Consider the following 22760-nt stretch of genomic DNA (forward strand, 5'->3'; position numbering starts at 1 on the left):
ACCGGGAGGTGGGGGCCGTGAGCGTGATGGGCGTCTGGGTGGTCGGGGCCGTCCCCGACGACGAGGCACGGGCGTTGTCCGGGCGCGCGGCCCGGCGCGGCGCCGGGGACGAGGACCTGCCGCCGGAGCACGCGCAGGCGCTCGCCTGGTGGTCGGGCGGCGGTGACGAGGAGCGCTTCTTCGAGGACATCGCGGACGGCTCAGGTGACGTGTGCCCCACCCCGGCCGCGCTGCGGTTCGCCGAACTCGTCCACTGCAACACCGCCCCCGACGACGAGCCCGCGCTGACCCTTCAGGACGAGCTCATGGAGCTCATGCCGACGACCGGAGGCGACGGCCCGTTCGCCGCCGTCGCCCGTAAGGCGAGCCCGGCCGCGGCCCTGCTGCACGGTCTCGGCGCGGAGGCTTCGGCCCTGCTGCCCGGCAGGTTCGGCGAGTTCCTGCTGACCCACGACGAGGTCGCGGCGGCGCTCCCCCGGGTCGTGCGGGCCCTGGACGTGTCCGGCGCCCGGCGGGACGCGGTCCTTTCCCGCGTGGCCGACTGGATGCGCGGTATGGGCGACGTCCCGGAGTTCGACGGGGCCGAGCTGCTCGACGCCCCCTTGCGTGTGCTGCGTCACGCCGCCCGATCCGGCCTCGGTGCCGCCGCGTTCAGCCGCTGGTACTGAGCCGTGTCTCGATCCGCTAGGTTGAACGCGTTCAAAGTGCTGTTCGCCAGGGGGAAGGGGCGGCCATGAAGGCTGAGGCGGGGCGGCCGCAGGCGCGGGCGGGGATCGGGCGGCGGCAGTGGGTGCTCGCGGTGGGGGCGTTGGCCGCGGCCGTGCCCGGGCTGCTCTTCGGGCTGGACAGCTACTACGGGGGCTTCTTCGTGCTGTCCGTGGTGCCGCTGGCGCTGCCACCGCTCCTGGGGCGGTTCCCCAGGGTGTTCGCCCGGGCCTGCGTCGTCATCGCGCTGGCGCTGGTCACCTGGTCCGTCATCGGCGCGGTGCCGGCGATGTACGTGTTCCTGCCCTCGGCCGCGCTCCTGCTGCTCGCCGCGGCCGCCGGGCCGCGCCGGGCCGCCTTCGCTCAGGGGCGGATCCAGCAGTAGAGGCGCCGTCCGCCCGCCGCCGCACGGCCGGCCAGCCCGGCGAGTTCCTTGAGGAACAGCCCGAGGACGTCCGGGCCGTGGACGCCGTGGAGACCTCCGGAGGTGCGGGACCACCCCATGGCCACATCGTCCAGCAGGTCCGCGTCGAAGGCGGCGAGGGCGTCGCGGAAACTGTCGGTGAGGGAGACGGCGACCACCCTGCCCTCGCCGGCCACGCCCACCAGGGCGCCGCGGCGCGGGTCGGAGCGCACGTCCTCGGGGGCGCGGCCGGTGATGAGCACCTCCGCGGGGAGCAACTCCACGACCGGGTCTATGCCCTGGGTCACGTGCTCGTCGCGACCGTCGCCGTCGGCCTCGCGGAACTCGCGAGGCCCGCGGAACTCGCACAGCTCACGGAACTCCCGGACCACGGCGCGTGCGGCGTCCTTGTCGTCGGCGGCGGAGTAGTACCCGTAGAGAACACCCATGTCCCCGATGATCTCAGCGGGCACTGACAACGACCCCCGTCCACAACGGCGTTACGCCTCCCCCGCCGTCCCGGTCTCCGCCGCGAGGTCGGCGAGGAAGTCCAGGGCGACCGCCCACGTCTGCTCGGCCGCCTCCGCGTCGTAGTCGTCGAGGTCCGGGTCGGTGAAGAGGTGTCCGGCGCCCCGGTAGCGGTGGATCTCCACGTCGGCGCCCGCCTTGCGCATGCGCAGGTACCAGGCGTTCAGCCAGTCGTCGGGCTCGAAGGGGTCGGGCTCGGCGACGTGCAGTTGGACGGGGATGTCGGTGGCCGCGTCGTCGGCGATGTCGGAGGTGCCGTGCAGCAGCAGGAGGCCGCGGGCCCTGTCGTCGGCGAGGGCGAGGTTCTGCGCGATGGAACCGCCCAGCGAGAACCCGGCGTAGACCAGGCCGCGGCCGGAGAGCGGGCCGGAGACGGTGACGGCGCGCATCAGCAGTTCGTCGCGGCCGATCTCGTCCTTGATGGCCATGCCCTGCTCGACGGTGTCCGCGGTGCGGCCCTCGTAGAGGTCGGGCACGTGCACCTCGTGGCCGGCCGCGCGCAGCCGGTCGGCGGCGGCGTGCACGGCGGGACGGAGTCCGTAGGCCGAGTGGAACAGCACGATGGTCATGCCCGAGCTCACAATTTCACTTCCCATGATCGGCGCACGGTCGGGTACGGGCTCCATCATGCCCGTTACCGTCGAAGACATGGATTCCGTCATACGACCGCTCGGCGTGGTGGGCGGCTCCCTCGTCGTCACGCTCGCCGTGGGCTGGGCCGTGGACCACGCGCTGCGCCGTGCGGACGCCCGGCACCCGGAGACCCCGCTGTGGAACCTGCTGCGCCGCGCCCGGCTGGCGCTCCAGCTGGTGATCTGCAGTTCGCTGCTGCGCGGCTCGTACGAACAGGCGCACCTGGCCCGCGGACACACCCGCGGGATCGGGCAGGTGCTGACGCTGGTGCTGATCGGGGCCTGTGCCTGGCTGGTCGTCAGAGTCGCGGCGGCCGTCGTGGAGGCGTCCTACTCGCGCTACGCCTCCGCCGCCCAGGACGCGGCGCGGGTGCGGCGGGTGCGGACGCAGGTGAGCCTGATCCAGCGGGTGGTCACCGCGGTCGTCGGCGTGGTCGCGGTGGCGGCCATGCTGCTGACCTTCCCGGCGATGCGCGGCTTCGGCGCCTCGATGCTGGCCTCCGCGGGGGTGATCGGCATCGTCGCCGGCATCGCCGCCCAGTCGACGCTGGGCAACCTCTTCGCGGGGCTGCAGATCGCCTTCGGTGACATGGTCCGGATCGGCGACGCGGTGGTCGTGGAGGGCGAGTGGGGGACGGTGGAGGAGATCACCCTCACCTACCTGGTGGTCCGTACCTGGGACGAGCGGCGGATCACCATGCCGGTCTCGTACTTCACCAGCAAGCCCTTCGAGAACTGGTCCCGCGGCAACGCCCGGATGACCGGCACCGTCTACTTCCACCTGGACCACGCCACACCCGTCGACCTGATGCGCGGACACCTCCACGACGTCCTCAAGGAGTGCGAGCAGTGGGACGGCCGGGCCTGGGGCCTGGTGGTGACGGACGCCACCCCGTCCACGATCGAGGTGCGGGCCCTGGCCACGGCGAAGGACGCGGACGACATCTGGACGGTGCGCTGCGTGGTGCGGGAGCAGATGATCGACTGGCTGCGCCGCGAGCACCCGTACGCGCTGCCGCGCATCAACACCGCCACCGCCCCCGGCCTGGCCGAGGCCCCGGACCGGGAGCAGGCCGCGCCCGGGGCCGAGGACATCGGTCCCGGCCCCGGATCCCGCTAGGCAACGCGCCGGGCCGGCTACCGGGACACGCGCAGGCTGCGCACGTCGAGCTGGCGCAGCACCCGGTCGACGATCTCGGGGTCGTAGCCGGGCTCGCTGCGGGCGGCGAGGACCTCGTGCCGGGCGGCGGAGAGCATGTCGCGCTGGACGCGCTCGACGGTCCTGATGCGGCGCACGCGGGCGGTGTGCCGCTCGCGCTTCTCGTCGTCGACGATGTCGGGGCAGATCCGGGCCCCGACGTCGAAGGCGCGGCGGTGCAGGAGTTCGGAGACCTCCTCGGAGAAGTCCTCGGTCGCCTCGACCTCCTTCAGCCGCTGCTTGGCGGCGGCCATGGCGCGCAGTGCGAGCAGCATCTCCATGTCGTGCTCCACCTGGGTGTCGCTGCTGACCCCGAGCCGCTTGACGACCTGCGGAAGGGTGAGGCCCTGCAGCACGAGGGTGGTGAGGACGACGGAGAAGGCGATGAAGAGGATCTCGTCACGCGCCGGGAAGGCCTCGCCGGCCTCCGTGGTGTGCGGGATGGCCAGCGCCAGGGCGACGGACGCCACACCGCGCATGCCGGCCCACCACATGACGACGGTCTCCCGCCAGGACATCGGGATGTCCTCGTCGAGGTCGCGCCGCTTGTGCAGCCGTCTGGTCACCGCGGCGGCCGGCATCAGGTAGGCCAGCCGTACGAGGACGACCGCGCCGACGACGATCGCCGCGTGACTCAGCATCGTGCCCCAGCGGCCGGCGCCGACGCCGAAGACGTTGTGCAGCTCCAGGCCGATCAGGCCGAAGGCGACGCCGGTGACGAGCGTGTCGACGACCTCCCAGAAGGTGGCACCGACCAGTCGCCCGGTCACGTCGTCGGCGTCGCGGGCGTGTTCGGCGAGGAACAGCGCGGTGGTGAGCACCGCGAGGACGCCGGAGCCGTGCGCCTCGTCGGCGATCGCGTACGAGGCGAACGGGACGAGCAGCGAGAGCCCGATCTGCAGGGTCGGATCCCCCACGACGCCCATCAGTTTGGATGCGGTCCAGCCGAGCACGACGCCGACGCCCACCGCGACCACCGCCGACAGCAGGAGTTCGCCGAGCGCCTCCGGCCAGGAGAAGGAGCCGGTCACGGCCGCGGCGACGGCGACGTTGTAGACGACGATCGCGGTGACGTCGTTGAACAGCCCCTCGCCCTCCAGGGTCGACACCATGCGGCGCGGCAGGCCGAGGCGCCCGGCAACGGCGGTAGCGGCCACCGGGTCGGGTGGGGCGACCAGCGCGCCGAGCGCGAGGGCGGCGGCCAGCGAGATGCCGGGGACGACGGCGTTGGCGATGGCGCCCACCGCCGCGGTGGTGATCAGCACCAGTGCGACGGCCAGCAGGAAGATGGCCTTCTTGTTGACGGCGAACTGCCGCCAGGACGTGCGCTGTACGGAGGCGTAGAGCAGCGGCGGCAGCACGAGCGGCAGGATGAGCTCGGGGTTGATCTCGACGTTCGGCACGAACGGCAGGAGGGCCAGCACGACCCCGAGCAGTGTCATCAGCACGGGCGATGGCAGCCCCATCCGGTCGCCCAGCGGCACCATGACGATGGCCGCCAGCATCAGGGCGAAGAACAGCGCGAGTTGATCCACACCCCTAGCGTGGCATGTCGGCCGCCTCCGGCCCGGTCAGAGCACGCGCCTCATCGACAGGTGCGGGATGCCCGCCTCCTCGTACTCCTCGCCGAAGGACGTGTAGCCCAGGCGCTCGTAGAAGCCGACGGCGTGGGACTGGGCGTGCAGCTCGACGGCGGACAGGCCGTGCCGCCGGGCCTCAACCTCGATGGCGTGCACCAGGGCCACGCCGATGCCCAGCCCGCGGGACGCGCCGGTCACGGCAAGCCGACCGAGGATGCCGGTGCCGTCCTCGCCGAGGAGCAGCCGGCCCGCGCCGAGGCCGCCCCCGGGGCCGGTGGCCAGGACGTGCACGGCGTCGGCGTCGTGGGCGTCGTACTCCAGCTCGGCGGGGACCTTCTGCTCGACGACGAAAACCTCGTGCCGCACCGCGTAGTACGCCTTCAGGTCGTCCGGTTCGGTGGCGACCCGGACCTCGTAGGTCTCAGGCACTGTCGGCTCGCACGGCGTCGAGGGCGTACTGCAGGTCGTCGGGGTAGGAGCTCTCGAACTCCACCCAGCGGCCGTCCTCGGGGTGGGAGAAGCCCAGGCGGACGGCGTGCAGCCACTGGCGGGTGATCTTCAGCCGTTTGGCGAGGGTGGGGTCCGCCCCGTAGGTCAGGTCGCCGACGCAGGGGTGGCGGTGGGCGGCCATGTGGACCCGGATCTGGTGGGTGCGGCCGGTCTCCAGCTTGATGTCGAGCAGGGAGGCCGCGCGGAACGCCTCGACGAGGTCGTAGTGCGTGACGCTGGGCTTGCCGTCGGCGGTCACGGCCCACTTGTAGTCGTGGTTCGGGTGGCGGCCGATCGGCGCGTCGATGGTGCCGCTGAGCGGGTCCGGATGGCCCTGGACCAGCGCGTGGTAGCGCTTGTCGACGGTGCGCTCCCGGAACTGCTGCTTGAGGTCGCTGTACGCGATCTCCGACTTGGCGACGGCCATCAGCCCCGAGGTGCCGACGTCGAGCCGGTGGACGATGCCCTGGCGCTCGGCGGCGCCGGAGGTGGAGATCCGGTAGCCGGCGGCCGCCAGGCCGCCGATGACCGTGGTACCGGTCCAGCCGGGGCTGGGGTGCGCGGCCACGCCAACGGGCTTGTCGATCACGACCACGTGCTCGTCGTCGTGGACGATCCGCATGCCGGGCACCGGCTCGGCGACGACCTCCACCGGGCGCGGCGGCGCGGGCATCTCGACCTCGAGCCAGGCACCGCCCGACACCCGGTCGGACTTGGCGGCCTCGCTGCCGTCGATCGTCACCTTCCCGGCGGCGGCCAGTTCGGCCGCCTTGGTCCGCGAGAAACCGAACATGCGGGCGATGGCGGCGTCGACGCGCTCGCCCTCGAGACCATCGGGGACGGGGAGGGATCGAACTTCGGCAGGCATACTCACCTGATCGAGTATGCCGGATCCGCGGGCCGTCCTCCGCCGCCCCGGTCCCGGCTCAGTCCTTGTGGACGGTTCCGTCCGGGTCGAGACCGCGGAAGGACAGCAGGACGATCAGGATGCCGCCGCACACGATCGCCGAGTCGGCCAGGTTGAAGACCGCGAAGTGGGTCGGCGCGATGAAGTCGACCACGTGCCCCTGCAGGAAGCCCGGCGCGCGGAACACCCGGTCCGTGAGGTTGCCGAAGGCACCCCCGAGCAGCAGCCCCAGCGCGATCGCCCACGGCACGCTGTGCAGCTTGCGGGCGATCCTGGCGATCACCACGATCACCGTGACCGCGATCACCGTGAAGACGATGGTCATGCCCTGGCCGAAGCCGAAGGCCGCGCCGGCGTTGCGCACCGCCTCCAGGCGCAGGTAGCTGCCGAACACGTCGATGGGCTCGTGCCCCTCGAGGCTGGTCACCACCCAGATCTTGGAGAGCAGGTCGAGGACGTACGCGAGCGCCGCGACGCCGAGCAGCACGGCGATCCGCCGCGGCCCCTTGCCGGTGACCTCGTCCGTACCGCCGGGCGGCTCCTCGGCCGTGTCCGCCGCGGTCTCCTGTGCCTTCGCCATGTGAGTCCTTCAGCCCTGATCTGCGCCAGTCCGGATCCTGACGCAGACGAGGTTACGGCACACACGTCCGAACAGCGGGGCTGCGGGGGTTCGGGCCCCGCGATTCCCCGTGTCCGCGGTCAGTGGCGTTCCTGGCGCTGCTTGCAGTCCACGCACAGCGTCGCACGGGGGAAGGCCTGCATCCGCGCCTTGCCGATCGGCTTGCCGCAGGACTCGCAGAGCCCGTACGTGCCGGAGTCCAGCCGCTCCAGCGCGTGCTCGGTCTGCGCGAGCATCTCGCGGGCGTTGGCGGTCAGCGCCATCTCGTGCTCGCGCGTGATGTTCTTGGTGCCGGTGTCGGCCTGGTCGTCGCCGGCGCCGTCGCCCGAGTCGCGCAGCAGCCCGGTGATGGCGTCCTCGGAGGTGGAGATCTCGGACCGCAGCCGGTCCATCTCGGCCAGCAGCTCGGCGCGCGCCGCGTCCACCTCCTCCTCGGACCACGGCTCCTCGTCGGGCCGTACGGCCAGGTCGCCCGCGGCGACGACACCCGCCGCCTCGGCGATGCGGGCCGTGGGGACCGCGGAGGCGGACGCCCCTGCCGCGGCCGTACCGGCCGCCGTCTTCTTCGCTGCCACCGTCTTGGCTCCCGTCTTCGTGGCCTTCGTGGCCCTCGTGGTCTTCGCCGCCGCTCGGGCGGGGGTCGTGCCGGTCTTCGCGGTCCTCGCGGGTGCGGCCGTCGCGGCCGTACCGGCGGTCTTGGCGGTCTTGGACGTCTTTGCGGCCTTCCCCGCGGGCGCGGCCTTCTTCGCCGGTGCGGCCTTCTTCGCCGCGGCCGGCGCCTTCGCGGGCTTCTCCGCCGCCGTGACCGCCTTCTTGGCGGGAGGCGCGGTCTTCCTCGCGGTACGTCCCGCGGTCTTCCGTGTGGACGCCGCCTTGGTCGTCGTCTCCTCCGCCACGGCCGCCTTCTTTCCTGCGGCCTTGGCCGCGGTCTTCCCCGCGGCGGGCGCCGCGGCCTTCTTCGCGGCGGGTGCCGCCTTGCGTACGACAGCCTTCTTCGCGGGCGCCTTCTTCCCGGCCGCGGCCTTCTTCGCGGTCGTCCTGGTGGCCGGCGCCGCCTTCTGCGGCGGCGCGGACGTACGAGGGACCACCCGCTTCGCGGGGGTCCGCTTCCCCTCGGCCGCTCCTTCGCCGGCCGTGGCGGTGTCGCTGCGAACGGGGGACGCGGCCCTGGTGGGGCGCTTGGCCGCCGCCTTCCGCGCGGTGGGCGCGGCGCTCCTGCGGGCCGCGGAGGCGGCCGCCGGTGCCGTCTTCTTCGCCGTCGTCTTCTTCGTGACGGTGGTCTTCTTCCCCACCATGGCCGAGCCCCTTCACATATTGTGATCTTGCTCGCGAATCGTGCCGGAACGATAAATCGACTCCGGACCCACGGCAACGGGGCACGCCGCCTGATCCGCCTGCCGCGCCGGGTCGGGAGGCAGGTCTGCATCCGTTGTGCCCAGCTCTCCACGAGGTATTCCGGTACCAACGGGTAACAGGGTGCGGACCGGGCCATTCGGGTCACACCCGCTCCCCGCGGAAACCCGGCCGACACGGCACCCCGCGGCCCCTTACACTGGGCGGAGCGAAAGGCGTGGAAGGGGACGAGTAGCGCCGTACGCAGCCCATAGCGACCCGGGGACGGTGGAAGCCCGGGGGTGTGCGCGACGTGAAGATCACCCCGGAGCCGCCGGAAGAAAGCCTGCGAGGGCGAGTAGACCCGGTAGCGCGACCCCAATGAGGGGGTTGCGGAGCGAGCCCGCGAGGGCCCGTCCGCAGCCAAGGAGGGTGGTACCGCGGGAGCAGTCACAGCACGTGCTCTCGTCCCTCCGACGGAATACGCACGCGACGTGTCCGCCGGAGGCAGTCCGATGACGCAGTACCGCCAGGTCCCCGCCCAGGTCGACCTGCCCGCGCTCGAGCACGAGGTGCTCGCGTTCTGGCAGGAGAACAAGGTCTTCGCCCGCTCCCTCGAACAGACCGAGGGCAAGCCCGAATGGGTCTTCTACGAGGGCCCGCCCACCGCCAACGGCATGCCCGGCGCGCACCACATCGAGGCCCGCGTCTTCAAGGACGTCTTCCCGCGCTTCAAGACGATGCAGGGCCACCACGTGACCCGCAAGGCCGGCTGGGACTGCCACGGCCTGCCGGTCGAGCTCGCCGTCGAGAAGGAGCTGGGTTTCTCCGGCAAGAAGGACATCGAGGCGTACGGCATCGCCGAGTTCAACGCCAAGTGCCGCGAGTCCGTGACCCGGCACACCGACGCCTTCGCCGAGCTGACCACCCGCATGGGGTACTGGGTGGACCTCGACGACGCCTACCGGACGATGGACCCGGAGTACATCGAGTCCGTCTGGTGGTCGCTGAAGCAGATCTTCGACAAGGGCCTGCTGGTCCAGGACCACCGCGTCGCGCCCTGGTGCCCGCGCTGCGGCACGGGCCTGTCCGACCACGAGCTGGCGCAGGGCTACGAGACCGTGGTCGACCCCTCGGTCTACGTGCGCTTCCCGCTCACCTCCGGCCCGCTCGCGGGCGAGGCCGCGCTCCTGGTGTGGACGACCACCCCCTGGACGCTGGTCTCCAACACCGCGGTCGCCGCCCACCCCGACGTCACCTACGTCGTCGCCACCGACGGCCGGGAGAAGCTGCTCGTCGCCGAGCCGCTGCTCGGCAAGGCGCTCGGCGTGGGGGCACCTCCCGGGCCGTCAGGCCCAGGGGGAGGCTGGGAGGCCACCGGGCAGAGCTTCACCGGCCGCGAGATGGAGCGCTGGACGTACGAACGGCCCTTCGACCTGGTGGAGATGGAGGGCGCGCACTTCGTCGTCAACGCCGAGTACGTGACGACCGAGGACGGCACCGGCCTGGTCCACCAGGCGCCCGCCTTCGGTGAGGACGACCTCAAGACCTGCCGCGCCTACGGCCTGCCCGTGGTCAACCCGGTGCGCCCCGACGGCACCTTCGAGGAGGACCTGGGGCTCGTCGGCGGCCAGTTCTTCAAGAAGGCCGACGAGGCCCTCGTCGACGATCTGCAGGCGCGCGGGCTGCTCTTCCGGCACCTGCCGTACGAGCACAGCTACCCGCACTGCTGGCGCTGCCACACCGCGCTGCTCTACTACGCGCAGCCGTCCTGGTACATCCGCACGACCGCGGTCAAGGACGCCCTGCTCCGCGAGAACGAGCGCACCAACTGGTACCCGGAGGCGGTCAAGCACGGCCGCTTCGGCGACTGGCTCAACAACAACATCGACTGGGCGCTGTCCCGCAACCGCTACTGGGGCACGCCGCTGCCCATCTGGCGCTGCGAGGAGGGCCACCTCACCTGCGTCGGCTCGCTGTCCGAGCTGTCGGAGCTGACCGGCACCGACCAGACCGGCCTCGACCCGCACCGGCCCTTCATCGACGACGTCACCTTCGCGTGCCCGCAGTGCTCCGCCGAGGCCGTGCGCGTGCCCGAGGTCATCGACGCCTGGTACGACTCGGGCTCCATGCCGTTCGCGCAGTGGGGCTACCCGTACCGGAACAAGGAGCTCTTCGAGGGCACCTACCCGGCCCAGTTCATCTCCGAGGCGATCGACCAGACCCGCGGCTGGTTCTACACGCTGATGGCGGTCGGCACCCTGGTCTTCGACCGGAACGCCTACGAGAACGTGGTCTGCCTGGGCCACATCCTCGCCGAGGACGGCCGGAAGATGTCCAAGCACCTGGGCAACATCCTCCAGCCCATCCCGCTCATGGACCAGCACGGCGCCGACGCCGTGCGCTGGTTCATGGCGGCCGGCGGCTCGCCCTGGGCGGCCCGCCGGGTCGGCCACGGCACGATCCAGGAGGTCGTCCGCAAGACCCTCCTGACGTACTGGAACACGGTCGCCTTCCAGGCCCTGTACGCCCGCACCTCCGGCTGGGCTCCGGGCGAGGCCGACCCGGCCCCGGCCGACCGCCCGCTGCTGGACCGCTGGCTGCTGGGCGAGCTGGGCGCGCTCGTGCGGGACGTCACCGACGCCCTGGAGTCGTACGACACCCAGCGCGCGGGCAAACTGCTCTCGTCCTTCGTCGACGACCTGTCCAACTGGTACGTGCGCCGCTCGCGGCGCCGCTTCTGGCAGGGCGACAAGGCGGCGCTGCGCACCCTGCACGACGTCGTCGAGACGGTGACCCGGCTGATGGCGCCGCTGGTGCCGTTCATCACCGAGCGCGTCTGGCAGGACCTGGTCGTCCCGGTCACCCCGGGCGCCCCCGGGTCGGTGCACCTGGCCGGCTGGCCCACGGTGGACGAGGCCCTGGTCGACCCCGTCCTGTCCGACCAGATGGCCCTCGTACGCCGCCTGGTGGAGCTGGGCCGCGCCACGCGCGCCGAGTCCGGGGTCAAGACCCGCCAGCCCCTCTCGCGTGCCCTGGTGGCCGCCTCGGGCTTCGAGGCACTGGGCGAGGAACTGCGGGCGCAGATCGCCGAGGAGCTCAACGTCGCCTCCCTGGCATCCCTGAGCGAGGTCGGCGGCTCCCTGGTCGACACCACGGCCAAGGCCAACTTCCGCGCGCTGGGCAAGCGCTTCGGCAAGGGCGTCCAGGCCGTCGCCAAGGCCGTCGCCGAGTGCGACGCGGCGGCGCTGTCGCTGGCGCTGCGCGAGGGCAACGCGTCGGTCCTCGTGGACGGCGAGCCGGTCGCCCTGTCGGCGGAGGAAGTGATCATCACGGAGACCCCGCGGGAGGGCTGGTCCGTCGCGTCCGACTCCGGCGCGACCGTGGCCCTCGACCTCGAGATCACCCCGGAGCTGCGCCGCGCGGGCCTGGCCCGTGACGTCATCCGGCTCGTCCAGGAGGCCCGCAAGAACAGCGGCTTGGACGTCGCGGACCGCATCGCGCTGCGCTGGGCCGCGGCGGACGCGGAACTGGAGGAAGCCCTCGCGGAGCACGCGCGGCTCGTCGCGGACGAAGTCCTCGCGACGGACTTCGCCTCCGGCGCCCCGGAGGAGGGCTACGGCCCCGCCTTCACCGACGAGGCCCTCGGCCTCACCTTCCACCTCCGCAAGCGGTAACCCCCGCGGGGCCGCACCCCACGCGCCGCCCTCCCCCCACGTTCCCTGTGGGCGGAGGGCGTCGTCGTCTGCGGGTGCATTGCGGTTGCTGTTGGGGGTTTCCCCGCCGCTCGCCCTCCCCCAGCCTTCGGCCGGGGGGACCCCCATCCGGCGCGGTCAGTGCGGGCCTGCGCTCCGTTGGTGTGGGGTCGGGGCCGCGCCGGCGCACTCCCCCAGCCGAAGGCTGGGGGAGACGAGCGGAGCACGTGGCGCCATATGACGTGGGGCAGCGTCGCGAGCGCCGAGGTGGGGGTCCCCCCGGCCGAAGGCTGGGGGCGTACCCCGGCGCGGCACCGACCCACAACGAACGCGCGAGGCGGTCACCAACCGCGCCGGGCAATCGGGAGGGCGGGCGGGGGATGCCCGCCGCAGGCGCAACGGAGCCGCACACAACAACCGGGCCGCAAGAGGCACGCCAAAGGGCCGGGCCCCGAGGGAGGTGACTCCCTGGGGGCCCGGCCCTGTGTCGTGCTGCCGTCGCGCCAGCGACTAGTTGTCGTCCTCGTCAATCAGGAACCCACGCATCGGCGTCGGCGCCTGCTGCAGCGGCGCCGGCCCCTGCGGCCGCACCGGTGCCATCGGCTGCGTCATGGCGGGAGACATCTGCTGCTGGCCGCCGTACGTCGGGTTCTGCCCGCCGACGCCGCCCATGCCCTGCCCGCCGTAGCCCTGGCCGCCGCCCATGGTGCCGGCACCGGCCGTGGCCATGCCGCCCATGGTGCCGCCGCCCATCGTGCCGCCCATCCCGCCGGAACCGGAGGACAGGGACGCGGCCGCGGGGGTGCGCGGCGGGGCGAGCGAGTCGTCGGCCTGGTTCTCCAGCTGACGCAGCTGGCTCTCCAGGTACGACTTCAGGCGCGTGCGGTACTCGCGCTCGAAGCCGCGCAGGTCCTCGACCTTCCGCTCCAGCGTGGCGCGGGCGGACTCCAGGGAGCCCATGGCCACGCGGTGCTTCTCCTGCGCGTCCCGCTCAAGGGCGTCGGCCTTGGCGCGGGCGTCGCGCTCGAGGCCCTCGGCGCGGCTGCGGGCCTCGCCGACGATCTTGTTCGCCTCGGCGCGCGCCTCGGCGATCGCCTGGTCGGCCGTCTGCTGGGCGAGCGAGAGCACACGGGCGGCGCTGTCGCCACCGGGGCCCTGCTGCTGCATCGGGTGACCGGGACCACCCATGGGGTGCTGGCCGTGCTGGCCCATCGGGCCGGGACCCATGGGACCGCCCTGCATCGGGCCCTGGCCCATCGGACCCTGACCCATCGGGCCTTGGCCCATGTGGCCCTGACCCATGGGACCCTGACCCATCGGGCCGGGACCCATGGGACCGCCCTGCATCGGACCCTGGCCCATCGGACCGGGGCCCTGCTGTGCGCTGGGCCCGGCGGGCAGGGCGAGGCCACTGCCGGGTCCCTGGGGACCGGGGCCGCCCATCTGCTGGGGCGGCACCGGCTGGGGTCCGGATATGGCGGCGGGCACGGGGGCCCCGGGACCGCGGCCGTCCTGCGGTTCGGGCTTGCGCATGCCCTGCTGCTGGTTCTGGGCGGCGGCACGGGTCGCCGCGGCCAGCTTGGCGCGCAGGTCCTCGTTCTCGCGGAGCAGTCGGGTCAGTTCCGCCTCGACCTCGTCGAGGAAGGCGTCCACCTCGTCCTCGTCATAGCCTTCTCGGAGGCGGACGGTCGTGAACTGCTTGTTCCGCACATCCTCGGGGGTCAGTGGCATCTCTTCACCTCAACGTGATCGTCGACATATCGGGAGCCCGCATCGGTCATCCTCGCAAGCCCCCTACGACGGTGAGCAGGATGTACACGATGATCATCAATACGAAGAAGGACAGGTCGAGCGCCACGCCCCCGAGACGCAGCGGCGGGATGAACCGCCGCAGAAGCTTGAGTGGCGGATCGGTGACAGTGTAGGTGGCCTCCAGGACGACCACCATGGGCTTCCCAGGCTGCCACGATCGAGCGAACTGGAAAACATAGTCCATCACCAACCGGAAGATCAGGACGAGCAGGAAACACATCAGCGCGATCCACAGCACCTGGAGTGCGATGTCCATCGCGCTTCCCTCTCCCTTGCTCGTCCATGGCCCTCACGGCCGGTTTCGTACGGTTGCGTATCTCAGCTCTGATTGAAGAACCCGCCCTCGGCGATGCGGGCCTTGTCCTCCGCCGTGACATCGACGTTAGCAGGCGACAGCAGAAACACCTTCTGCGTCACCCGCTCGATGCTGCCGTGCAGCCCGAAGACCAGCCCGGCGGCAAAGTCGACAAGTCGCTTCGCGTCCGTGTCGTCCATCTCCGTCAGATTCATGATCACCGGCGTGCCCTCGCGGAAGTGTTCCCCGATCGTACGGGCTTCGTTGTACGTCCGGGGGTGGAGTGTCGTGATCCGGTACGGCTCTCGTTCCGACACGACCTTAGGCATGATCACCGGCGCGTTCTTCTCCAGGCTATGGCGTTCTTGTGTGATGGATGCCACTGCGGCGATCCGTGGCTCCCGGGGGGCCGGCGCGTGCACGATGCGTGCCGGTTCCTCCGGTTGTGTCTGATGTGGTGGCTGGTGGGACTGGTGCGGTCGGCGGGAGCGCTCCGGCTCGGGTTCCGGTTCGAACTCGTCGTCGGGGTCGAAGCCCGGGCCGTCGTACCCGTCGTCCTCCACGAGGCCGAGGTAGACCGCCATCTTGCGCATCGCGCCGGCCATGCTCTGCGTCCTCTCAGCGGGGAAAGACCATATTTTTTGTGTGGTCCGACTTGTTTGGTGACGTTACCCGAGCCCGGTCCGGACTCCGAGTACCGCGCTACCGATGCGTACGTGTGTCGCACCGGCGGCGATGGCCTCTTCGAGGTCCGCGCTCATCCCTGCCGAGACCATGTTTGCAGCCGGATGCGACGCGCGCAGGCAGGATGAGATTTCCGCCAGCCGATCGAAGGCGGCGCGGGGTTGACCCGCGTACGGCCCCGCCAGCGGTGCGACCGTCATCAGTCCGTCAAGGCGCAGCCCGGGGGCGGCCGCGACGGTTTCGGCGATCCCTTCGACGGCATCGGGTGCGATTCCGCCGCGGGCGCCCTGCGCCCCGGCCTCGGCGTCGAGCGCGACCTGGACCAGGCAGCCGAGCTCGCGGTCGGCCCGCTCGGACTTCATGACGGCCGCGGAGAGCGCGTCGACCAGCCGGAGGCGGTCGACCGAGTGCACGACGTCCGCGTAGCGAACCACCGAGCGCACCTTGTTCGTCTGCAGCTGGCCCACGAAGTGCCAGGTCAGCGGCAGGTCCACACAGGCCTCCGCCTTGGGGGCGGCGTCCTGGTCGCGGTTCTCCGCGACCTGGCGGACGCCGAGCTCCGACAGGATCCGCACGTCGCTCGCCGGGTAGGTCTTGGTGACCACGATCAAGGTCACCTCGTCCCGCGGCCGGCCGGCCGCCGCGCAGGCCGCCGCGACGCGCTCCTCGACCGCGGCCAGGTTCCCGGCCAGCTCGGCCCTTCGCTCTTGCGTACGGTCAGTCACTCGGGCCGTCCAGCCAGACATATCCCGCGAGTCGTCCGGTGGTCCGCTCACGGCGGTACGAGAAGTGGTCTCCGGACTCCATCGTACAAATATGGGATTTCTCACCCACCGGGACACCCAGTCGGGCAAGTTGGGCGTGCACTCCGGTGGCGATGTCCAGGGAGGGGGTGCCCCAGCTGGTGGTGGCACGGGCCTCGGGGACGGCGGCGGCGACCTCGTCGCGCATCGCCTCGGGCACCTCGTAGCAGGCGCCGCAGACCGAGGGGCCGGTCATCGCGGTGATCCGTTCCGCGCGGGCGCCGAGGCCGACCATGGCCTCGACCGCCGCCGGGACGACCCCGGCCAGCAGACCCGGGCGGCCGGCGTGGGCCGCGGCCACCACCCCGGCGTGCGCGTCGGCCATCAGGACCGGGACGCAGTCGGCGGTCAGTACCGCGAGGGCGAGTCCGGGCCGGGTGGTGACGACGGCGTCCACCTCCGGGACCCGGCCGTCGCCCCAGGGGGCGGCGACCACGGCGACGTCGTTGCCGTGCACCTGGTTCATCCACACCACCCGGGCGGGGTCGAGGCCCAGCCCGCGTGCGGCGAGGTCACGGTTGGAAAGGACGGCGGCCGGGTCGTCACCGACCGCGCCGCCGAGGTTGAGGCTGTCGTACGGAGCGGCGCTCACCCCTCCCCACCTGTCGGTGAAGGCGAAGTGGGCGCCGCCCGGACGTGCGTGGTTGAGCGTTATCACGTGTGACTGTGCTTACTTCAGGAAGTCGGGTACGTCGAGTTCCTCGGCGGCGGTGTCCTGGTACGGACGCGCCGGGGGAACCTGCGGGGCGATCGGCTGGGCCGGCACCTCGGCGACCGGCTCCGGCTTCGGCCCCTCCTCACGCTGGGTGACGCTGCCCAGGCCGCTGAAGGCCGGGCGGGCCGGCTCGGCGGCCGGGGTGGCCGGACGGGCCGGCGACGAGGAGGAGTTCTCCTCGCGGGAGGCGTACGAGCCGAGCACCTTGTCGCGGTTGCGGGTCGGCGGCTGCCCGCCGTCGAAGCCGGCCGCGATGACGGTGACCCGGACCTCGTCGCCGAGGGCGTCGTCGATGACCGCACCGAAGATGATGTTGGCCTCGGGGTGGGCGGCCTCGCTGACCAGCTGGGCCGACTCGTTGATCTCGAACAGGCCGAGGTCCGAGCCACCGGAGATGGAGAGCAGTACGCCCCGGGCGCCGTCGATGGACGCCTCCAGCAGCGGCGAGGAGATGGCCATCTCCGCCGCGGCGACCGCGCGGTCGTCCCCGCGGGCCGAGCCGATGCCCATGAGGGCCGAACCCGCCTCGGACATCACGGACTTCACGTCGGCGAAGTCGAGGTTGATCAGACCGGGGGTGGTGATCAGGTCGGTGATGCCCTGGACACCGGAGAGCAGCACCTGGTCCGCGGAGCGGAAGGCGTCCAGCACGCTCACCTGGCGGTCCGAGATGGACAGCAGCCGGTCGTTCGGGATCACGATGAGGGTGTCGACCTCGTCGCGCAGCCCGGCGATGCCGTCCTCGGCCTGGTTGGCCCGGCGGCGTCCCTCGAAGGTGAACGGCCGGGTGACCACACCGATGGTGAGGGCGCCCAGCGTGCGGGCGATGTTGGCCACGACGGGCGCGCCGCCGGTACCGGTGCCGCCACCCTCGCCCGCGGTGACGAAGACCATGTCGGCGCCCTTGAGTACCTCTTCGATCTCCTCGCGGTGGTCCTCGGCGGCCTTCCGGCCGACGTCCGGGTTGGCCCCGGCGCCGAGTCCACGCGTGAGTTCACGGCCGACGTCCAGCTTGACGTCGGCGTCGCTCATCAGCAGGGCCTGTGCATCGGTGTTGATCGCGATGAACTCGACGCCCTTGAGACCGACCTCGATCATCCTGTTGATGGCGTTCACGCCACCGCCGCCGATGCCGACGACCTTGATGACTGCGAGGTAGTTCTGCGGTGCTGCCACGTCGAAGGCCTCTCGCCTCGAGTTACGTATACCTGTGGGGACCGTCGGGAAGGCCGGCCGATCCGAACCCTAACCCTGAGGTTTAGGGTTACCAGTATGTCTGTCCCGCACTGTCTTTGGGACAGGACACTAAATCGACAAGCGGTTCGCGTTCAACGAACACGCCGAACCTCCCGTTTTTCTTTTGACCCTATGTGATCACGCCAGAGCCGGACCAACCAGGGTGTCGAACAGAAGGCTGGGACGTCAACCGTCCGACGCAGCAGGGGATGTTGGGGCGCTCACGTCGAAGAACTCGGCATCGTGCTCGACTTTCATCAGCGCCGTGAGGGCAACCGCTTTCTCCGCCCCTCGATCCGCGCTCCCCCACATCACCGCACGTCCACCGGTCAGTTCGACCGTAATGTCGTCATATGAGCGCACATCGATGAGCTGTGCGTCCCGGTATGCGACCTTCGGCAGGTCCGCCGCGACCTGAACCGCCGCCGCCAATAGTCGTTTTGTCCCAAAAAGACGATAGCTCGCGGAGTCGCGATCAGGCCTCAATTCGATGATGGGCACGCCCTTGAGAGGAGTGTCCCGCTCGTCGAACCGGAAGCCCTCCGCGTCGACTTCGACGAAGAACCCGTCACCTTTCACAAGGGCGGCGGGAGTTCGCTCCGTCACTTTCAGTGTGATCGCGTGCGGCCACGAACGCTCCACTTCCACGGCGGAGATGCGCGGCAGCCGCGCCTTCAGCCGGCGGGCGATCATGTCCGTGTCCACGGAAACCAGCGGCCCGTTGAGGGGCACCTGCGCGGCGTCGCGCACCTCGTCGGGGTGGAGCACGTCCGTGCCCGTCACGCGGACCTGCGTCGCGCGCAGCCAGGCGGAGCCGTACAACAGCCAGGTGCCCGTGCCGCCCAGCACGGTGGCCGCGGCGAGCGCCGTCAGGACGACGAGGCGCCGGCTCCGCCGCGGCGGGCGCTCGGTCCCGTCGTCCTGCTCGCCGGCCGCCTCGACGGTCGTCGGTACGGCCACGTTCGCCTCCGGGGTCGTCGGAACTGCCTTGCGCTTCCGGGCAGGCTAGTCGTCGTGCTGGGTGCCCGGGCGGCCGCGCGCCGCCCGGCGGGCCGGGCCTCCTCCCCCGTGACCCCAACGGAGCACGGGGGACCCCCGGCGTCGCCCGCCGGGGGTGCCGGAGGTGCCCGGCCGGCACCGGGGTTCAGCCGCGGCGGGCGGCGATCGCCTCGTAGACCATGCCGACGAGCAGCTCGTCGGCATGCGGGCGGCCGAACTCGGCCGCGGCGCGCGACATTTCGTACAGGCGGTGCGGATCGGTCAGGACGGGCAGCACGTTGCCGAGCACCCATTCCGCACTGAGGTCCGCGTCGTCGACGATGACGCCGCCGCCCGCCTTGACGACCGGCTGCGCGTTCAGCCGCTGCTCGCCGTTGCCGATCGGCAGCGGGACGTACGCGGCCGGCAGGCCCACGGCGGAGAGCTCGGCGACGGTCATGGCGCCGGCCCGGCAGAGCATCATGTCGGCGGCGGCGTAGGCGAGGTCCATCCGGTCCAGGTAGGGGACCGGGACGTACTGCGGCATGCCGGGCATGTTGTCGGCGTGCGGGAGCTCGTTCTTCGGGCCGACCGCGTGCAGGATCTGGACGCCGGACTGCTGCAGGCGCGGGGCGACGGAGGCGATCACCTCGTTGAGCCGCCGGGCGCCCTGGGAACCGCCGGAGACCAGCAGGGTCGGCAGGGTCTGGTCGAGGCCGAAGGCGGCACGCGCCTCCGCGCGGACCGCGGCGCGGTCGAGGGTCGCGATGGACCGGCGCAGCGGGATGCCGACGTAGCGGGAGTGCCGGAGCTTGCTGTCCGGGGTGCTCACGGCCACGTAGCCGGTGTAGCGGGAGCCGATCTTGTTGGCGAGGCCCGGGCGGGCGTTGGCCTCGTGCACCACGATCGGCACGCCGAGCCGTTTGGCGGCCAGGTAGCCGGGCAGGGCGACGTAGCCGCCGAAGCCGACGAGCGCGTCGGCCTTGGTCCGCTCCAGGATCTGCTCGGCGGCCTTGATGGTGCCGCGCAGCCGCCCCGGGACGGTGATCAGCTCGGGGGTGGGCTTGCGCGGCAGCGGGACGGCCGGGATGAGCGCCAGATCGTAGCCGCGTTCCGGCACCAGCCGGGTCTCCAGACCCCGCTCGGTGCCGAGTGCCGTGATCCCCACGGTCGGGTCCTGCCTGCGCAGGGCGTCGGCGAGCGCGAGCGCGGGCTCGATGTGGCCGGCGGTCCCCCCACCGGCGAGTACGACATGCACCGAAATTCACCGCTCTCCGGACGGTCGCCGTCTGACGAACCGCCTCATCGTCCGTGTCATTGCCCCCGGCCAGTAGCCGGGCCCCCGCGCGTTGAGTGCCGCTCGCGCGGCGGGCTCGCTCCTCGCGAAGGAGATGAGCAGCCCGATCGCGAACATGGTCGGCAGGAGGGCCGAGCCCCCGTAGGAGAACAGCGGGAGCGGGACACCGGCGATCGGCAGCAGGCCGAGCACCGCACCGATGTTGACCACGAACTGCGCCGTGATCCACGTCGTCACGCCTCCCGCGGCAAACCTGACGAAGGGCTCCTCCGTACGACCGGCCACGCGGATACCCGCATAGCCTAGAGCCGCGAAGAGGACGAGCACCGACAGCGTCCCCGTCAGCCCCAGTTCCTCCCCGGTCACGGCGAAGATGAAGTCGGTGTGCGGCTCGGGCAGTTGACCCCATTTTTCCACGCTCGCGCCGAGTCCGGAACCGAACCATCCGCCCGAGGCGAGGGCGTAGATCCCGTGCACGGCCTGCCAGCAGCCGCCACCGGGAGTGACGTCGGTGGCCCCGATGCAGGCGAGCCGGTCCATGCGGTTGCCGCTGGTCTTGATCAGCAGGAAGCCGATCATCCCCGCGACCCCCAGCACACCCGCGAACAGGCGGGTGGGGGCGCCGGCGATCCACAGCAGGCCGAACAGGATCGCGGTGAGGATGATCGCGGTGCCCATGTCACCGCCGAGCATGATCAGGCCGAGCAGCAGGAAGGCCACCGGCACCAGCGGGATCAGCAGGTGCTTCCACTGGACGAGGAGCTTGAGGTCCTCCTTGCGGGCCAGCAGGTCCGCGCCCCACAGGACGAGCGCGAGCTTGCCGAACTCACTGGGCTGCAGCTGGAACGGGCCGCCGAGGTAGAGCCAGTTCTGGTTGCCGTTGACGGACTGCCCTATCCCCGGCACCTGGACCAGGGCCATGAGGAAGACCGAGCCGACGAGCAGCGGGTAGGACAGCGCCCGGTGCAGCCGCACCGGCACCCGCGAGGCCGCGACGAGCAGGCCGGTGCCGAGCACGGCGGCGAACAGCTGCTTGCGGAAGTAGTACGTGGACGGCAGCCCGTACTCCAGCGCCTTGATCTGCGAGGCGGAGAAGACCATCACCAGGCCGAGCACGGTGATCAGCAGGCTGCTGCCGAGGATGACGTAGTACGCGGTCAGCGGGCGGTCCCAGGTCCGCATGGCGCGGTCCAGGACGACCCTGGCGCCCCGCAGCGCGCTGCCCCGCGACGCCTTCCCGCCGGGGGTGCGCGCCCCGGAGGCGGCCGCCCCCCGCCGGGGCGGCGCCGTCCGCGGGGGGCGGGCGGGCGCCTTCAGGGCGTTGCGGGAACGAGAACCGGAGGCGTCACCGTGGTCGGCTGCCGTCATGTCCCCTCCTAGGTCGCGGTGCGTGCCGGAGCGGCCCCGGCTACTGCCCGGCGCCGGGCGCCCGCAGATCCCGTACGGCCTGCGCGAAGGCGTTTCCGCGAGCCTTGTAGTCCGCGAACATGTCCATCGAGGCGCAGGCCGGTGCCAGCAGCACCGTGTCCCCCGGGTGGGCGAGGTCCCGCGCGGCGTGGACGGCCGCCGCCATCGCCCCAGTGTCGGTGCGGTCGAGGTCGACGACCGGGACCTCGGGGGCGTGTCGCGCGAGCGCTTCACGGATCAGGGCGCGGTCGGCCCCCATCAGCACGGCGCCGCGCAGCCGCTTGGCCGCGCCCTTGACGAGCTCGTCGAAGGTGGCGCCCTTGGCGAGGCCGCCGCCGATCCAGACGATGTGCTCGTAGGCCGCGAGGGAGGCCTCGGCGGCGTGGGTGTTGGTGGCCTTGGAGTCGTCGACGTAGTCCACGTCGTCGATCCGGTCCACGTGGGCGATGCGGTGGGCGTCCGGCCGGAAGGCGCGCAGGCCGTCGCGGACGGCGGCCGGCGGGGCGCCGAACGCGCGGGCGAGGGCGGCCGCGGCCAGGGCGTTGGCGATGTTGTGCGGGGCCGGCGGGTGCACGTCGGAGACCTCGGCCAGCTCCTGGGCGTTCTTGTGCCGCTCGGGCGCGAAGGCCCGGTCGACCAGGATGCCCTCGACGACCCCGAACTCCGAGGGCCGGGGGCTGCCGAGGCCGAAGCCGATCGCGCGGCAGCCCTCCTCGACGTCGGCCTCGCGCACCAGCGCCTCGGTGGCGGGGTCCGCGAGGTTGTAGACGCAGGCGACCTTGTTGCCCTCGTAGATGCGGCCCTTGTCGGCGGCGTAGGCCTCCATCGAGCCGTGCCAGTCGAGGTGGTCCGGGGCGAGGTTCAGGACGGCGGCCGAGTGCGGGCGCACCGAGGGGGCCCAGTGCAGCTGGTAGCTGGACAGCTCCACGGCGAGGACGTCGTACTCCTGCCCGGACAGGACGACGTCCAGGACCGGCGTGCCGATGTTGCCGACCGCCGCGGTGCGCAGGCCCGCAGCGCGCAGGATGGAGGCGAGCATCTGCACGGTCGTGGTCTTGCCGTTGGTCCCGGTGACGGCGAGCCAGGGCGCCGCCCCGGGGCCGCGCAGCCGCCAGGCCAGCTCCACGTCGCCCCACACGGGCACGCCCGCGGCGCCGGCGGCCGTGAAGAGCGGGCTGGTGGGCTTCCACCCGGGCGAGGTGACGATCAGTTCGGTGCCCTCGGGCAGGGTCCGGCCGTCCCCGAGCCGCACGGTGACGCCCAGCGCCTCCAGCTCGGCGGCCTGGGCCCGGACCCGCTCGTCGTCGCCGTCGTTGACGACCGTCACGCGGGCGCCGAGGGCGTGCAGCACCTTGGCGGCGGGCACGCCCGAGACGCCGAGGCCCGCGACGGTGACCCGGCGGCCCGGCAGTCCGAGCCGCCCGGCCGCCTCGACGGCGGCCCGC

Annotated in this window: 22 protein-coding genes; 5 read left to right on the forward strand and 17 right to left on the reverse strand. The window is 72.0% G+C overall.

The genetic code is table 11. From position 1 onward, the window contains the following. The first annotated feature begins 17 nt into the window (after positions 1-17). Both AC1VWI_RS14120 and AC1VWI_RS14125 read left to right on the forward strand, forming a co-directional pair. Positions 18-668 (forward strand): hypothetical protein, encoded by a 651-nt coding sequence (locus AC1VWI_RS14120; protein WP_499511344.1) that lies wholly within the window; start codon positions 18-20, stop codon positions 666-668. Between the two features lie 65 nt (positions 669-733). Beyond that, the gene (locus AC1VWI_RS14125; protein WP_499511345.1) at positions 734-1090 is read left to right on the forward strand and encodes a hypothetical protein; all 357 of its coding nucleotides are present in this window, start codon (positions 734-736) and stop codon (positions 1088-1090) included. Here AC1VWI_RS14125 and AC1VWI_RS14130 read toward each other — a convergent pair. Beyond that, entirely contained in the window at positions 1069-1557 is a 489-nt protein-coding gene (locus AC1VWI_RS14130) for a hypothetical protein (RefSeq protein WP_499511346.1), read from the reverse strand. The two genes, AC1VWI_RS14125 and AC1VWI_RS14130, sit on opposite strands and share 22 nt — an antisense overlap. A gap of 51 nt (positions 1558-1608) precedes the next feature. Beyond that, the gene (locus tag AC1VWI_RS14135) at positions 1609-2205 is read right to left on the reverse strand and encodes a dienelactone hydrolase family protein (RefSeq protein WP_499511347.1); all 597 of its coding nucleotides are present in this window, start codon (positions 2203-2205) and stop codon (positions 1609-1611) included. Between the two features lie 79 nt (positions 2206-2284). Here AC1VWI_RS14135 and AC1VWI_RS14140 point away from each other — a divergent pair, with 79 nt between their 5' ends. Further along, positions 2285-3388 (forward strand): mechanosensitive ion channel family protein, encoded by a 1104-nt coding sequence (locus tag AC1VWI_RS14140; RefSeq protein ID WP_499511348.1) that lies wholly within the window; start codon positions 2285-2287, stop codon positions 3386-3388. Positions 3389-3405: 17 nt separating this feature from the next. On the opposite strand, the gene AC1VWI_RS14145 is transcribed toward AC1VWI_RS14140, so the two are convergent. The 5 genes from AC1VWI_RS14145 to AC1VWI_RS14165 form a co-directional block, all read right to left on the reverse strand. Next, positions 3406-5001, reverse strand: a complete 1596-nt coding sequence (locus AC1VWI_RS14145) for a Na+/H+ antiporter (protein ID WP_499511349.1) — start codon at positions 4999-5001, stop codon at positions 3406-3408. A gap of 36 nt (positions 5002-5037) precedes the next feature. Beyond that, positions 5038-5475 (reverse strand): GNAT family N-acetyltransferase, encoded by a 438-nt coding sequence (locus AC1VWI_RS14150; protein WP_499511350.1) that lies wholly within the window; start codon positions 5473-5475, stop codon positions 5038-5040. Next, a complete protein-coding gene (locus AC1VWI_RS14155) occupies positions 5468-6403 on the reverse strand; it encodes an RluA family pseudouridine synthase (RefSeq protein WP_499516802.1) in 936 nt (311 codons plus the stop codon). The genes AC1VWI_RS14150 and AC1VWI_RS14155 overlap by 8 nt, the downstream gene beginning before the upstream one ends. A gap of 58 nt (positions 6404-6461) precedes the next feature. After that, positions 6462-7022: a signal peptidase II gene (gene lspA, locus AC1VWI_RS14160; protein WP_499511351.1), complete on the reverse strand. Its 561-nt coding sequence runs from the start codon at positions 7020-7022 to the stop codon at positions 6462-6464. Positions 7023-7141: 119 nt separating this feature from the next. Then, a complete protein-coding gene (locus AC1VWI_RS14165; RefSeq protein ID WP_499511352.1) occupies positions 7142-7636 on the reverse strand; it encodes a TraR/DksA family transcriptional regulator in 495 nt (164 codons plus the stop codon). A gap of 4 nt (positions 7637-7640) precedes the next feature. Here AC1VWI_RS14165 and AC1VWI_RS14170 point away from each other — a divergent pair, with 4 nt between their 5' ends. Further along, entirely contained in the window at positions 7641-8381 is a 741-nt protein-coding gene (locus AC1VWI_RS14170; protein ID WP_499511353.1) for a hypothetical protein, read from the forward strand. A gap of 527 nt (positions 8382-8908) precedes the next feature. Next, positions 8909-12070: an isoleucine--tRNA ligase gene (gene ileS, locus AC1VWI_RS14175; RefSeq protein WP_499511354.1), complete on the forward strand. Its 3162-nt coding sequence runs from the start codon at positions 8909-8911 to the stop codon at positions 12068-12070. A gap of 528 nt (positions 12071-12598) precedes the next feature. Here the strand turns inward: ileS and AC1VWI_RS14180 are convergent. From AC1VWI_RS14180 to murD, 10 genes are all read right to left on the reverse strand, one after another. After that, positions 12599-13819 carry a DivIVA domain-containing protein gene (locus AC1VWI_RS14180; RefSeq protein WP_499511355.1) on the reverse strand — a complete coding sequence of 407 codons (1221 nt, stop codon included), beginning with the start codon at positions 13817-13819 and terminating at the stop codon, positions 12599-12601. A gap of 46 nt (positions 13820-13865) precedes the next feature. Continuing rightward, positions 13866-14156: a YggT family protein gene (locus AC1VWI_RS14185; protein WP_018557120.1), complete on the reverse strand. Its 291-nt coding sequence runs from the start codon at positions 14154-14156 to the stop codon at positions 13866-13868. Between the two features lie 62 nt (positions 14157-14218). Next, on the reverse strand, positions 14219-14800 hold the full coding sequence (locus tag AC1VWI_RS14190; protein WP_018557119.1) for a cell division protein SepF: 582 nt from the start codon (positions 14798-14800) through the stop codon (positions 14219-14221). 63 nt (positions 14801-14863) lie between these two features. Next, a complete protein-coding gene (locus AC1VWI_RS14195; RefSeq protein WP_499511356.1) occupies positions 14864-15604 on the reverse strand; it encodes a YggS family pyridoxal phosphate-dependent enzyme in 741 nt (246 codons plus the stop codon). Next, entirely contained in the window at positions 15597-16337 is a 741-nt protein-coding gene (pgeF, locus tag AC1VWI_RS14200; protein ID WP_499516803.1) for a peptidoglycan editing factor PgeF, read from the reverse strand. The genes AC1VWI_RS14195 and pgeF overlap by 8 nt, the downstream gene beginning before the upstream one ends. Before the next feature lie 15 nt (positions 16338-16352). Next, positions 16353-17573, reverse strand: a complete 1221-nt coding sequence (ftsZ, locus tag AC1VWI_RS14205) for a cell division protein FtsZ (protein ID WP_499511357.1) — start codon at positions 17571-17573, stop codon at positions 16353-16355. A gap of 246 nt (positions 17574-17819) precedes the next feature. Continuing rightward, the gene (locus tag AC1VWI_RS14210; protein WP_499511358.1) at positions 17820-18593 is read right to left on the reverse strand and encodes a cell division protein FtsQ/DivIB; all 774 of its coding nucleotides are present in this window, start codon (positions 18591-18593) and stop codon (positions 17820-17822) included. A gap of 184 nt (positions 18594-18777) precedes the next feature. Next, complete coding sequence (gene murG / locus AC1VWI_RS14215) at positions 18778-19869, reverse strand: undecaprenyldiphospho-muramoylpentapeptide beta-N-acetylglucosaminyltransferase (RefSeq protein ID WP_499511359.1); 1092 nt, start codon at positions 19867-19869, stop codon at positions 18778-18780. Positions 19870-19875: 6 nt separating this feature from the next. Continuing rightward, the gene (gene ftsW, locus AC1VWI_RS14220) at positions 19876-21276 is read right to left on the reverse strand and encodes a putative lipid II flippase FtsW (RefSeq protein ID WP_499511360.1); all 1401 of its coding nucleotides are present in this window, start codon (positions 21274-21276) and stop codon (positions 19876-19878) included. A 40-nt stretch (positions 21277-21316) separates the two neighbouring features. Then, positions 21317-22726: a UDP-N-acetylmuramoyl-L-alanine--D-glutamate ligase gene (gene murD / locus AC1VWI_RS14225; protein WP_499516804.1), complete on the reverse strand. Its 1410-nt coding sequence runs from the start codon at positions 22724-22726 to the stop codon at positions 21317-21319. Between the last annotated feature and the right edge of the window lie 34 nt (positions 22727-22760).

Source organism: Streptomyces sp. TOM-9, assembly GCF_056858595.1.

Excerpts from the sequence above, each read along its gene's own strand:
- AC1VWI_RS14125 (WP_499511345.1), top strand. The coding sequence starts at position 734 with ATGAAGGCTGAGGCGGGGCGGCCGCAGGCGCGGGCGGGGATCGGGCGG.
- AC1VWI_RS14130 (WP_499511346.1), bottom strand. The coding sequence starts at position 1,557 with ATGGGTGTTCTCTACGGGTACTACTCCGCCGCCGACGACAAGGACGCC.
- AC1VWI_RS14135 (WP_499511347.1), bottom strand. The coding sequence starts at position 2,205 with ATGACCATCGTGCTGTTCCACTCGGCCTACGGACTCCGTCCCGCCGTG.
- AC1VWI_RS14140 (WP_499511348.1), top strand. The coding sequence starts at position 2,285 with ATGGATTCCGTCATACGACCGCTCGGCGTGGTGGGCGGCTCCCTCGTC.
- AC1VWI_RS14155 (WP_499516802.1), bottom strand. The coding sequence starts at position 6,403 with ATGCCTGCCGAAGTTCGATCCCTCCCCGTCCCCGATGGTCTCGAGGGC.
- lspA (WP_499511351.1), bottom strand. The coding sequence starts at position 7,022 with ATGGCGAAGGCACAGGAGACCGCGGCGGACACGGCCGAGGAGCCGCCC.
- ileS (WP_499511354.1), top strand. The coding sequence starts at position 8,909 with ATGACGCAGTACCGCCAGGTCCCCGCCCAGGTCGACCTGCCCGCGCTC.
- AC1VWI_RS14180 (WP_499511355.1), bottom strand. The coding sequence starts at position 13,819 with ATGCCACTGACCCCCGAGGATGTGCGGAACAAGCAGTTCACGACCGTC.
- AC1VWI_RS14185 (WP_018557120.1), bottom strand. The coding sequence starts at position 14,156 with ATGGACATCGCACTCCAGGTGCTGTGGATCGCGCTGATGTGTTTCCTG.
- AC1VWI_RS14190 (WP_018557119.1), bottom strand. The coding sequence starts at position 14,800 with ATGGCCGGCGCGATGCGCAAGATGGCGGTCTACCTCGGCCTCGTGGAG.
- ftsW (WP_499511360.1), bottom strand. The coding sequence starts at position 21,276 with ATGACGGCAGCCGACCACGGTGACGCCTCCGGTTCTCGTTCCCGCAAC.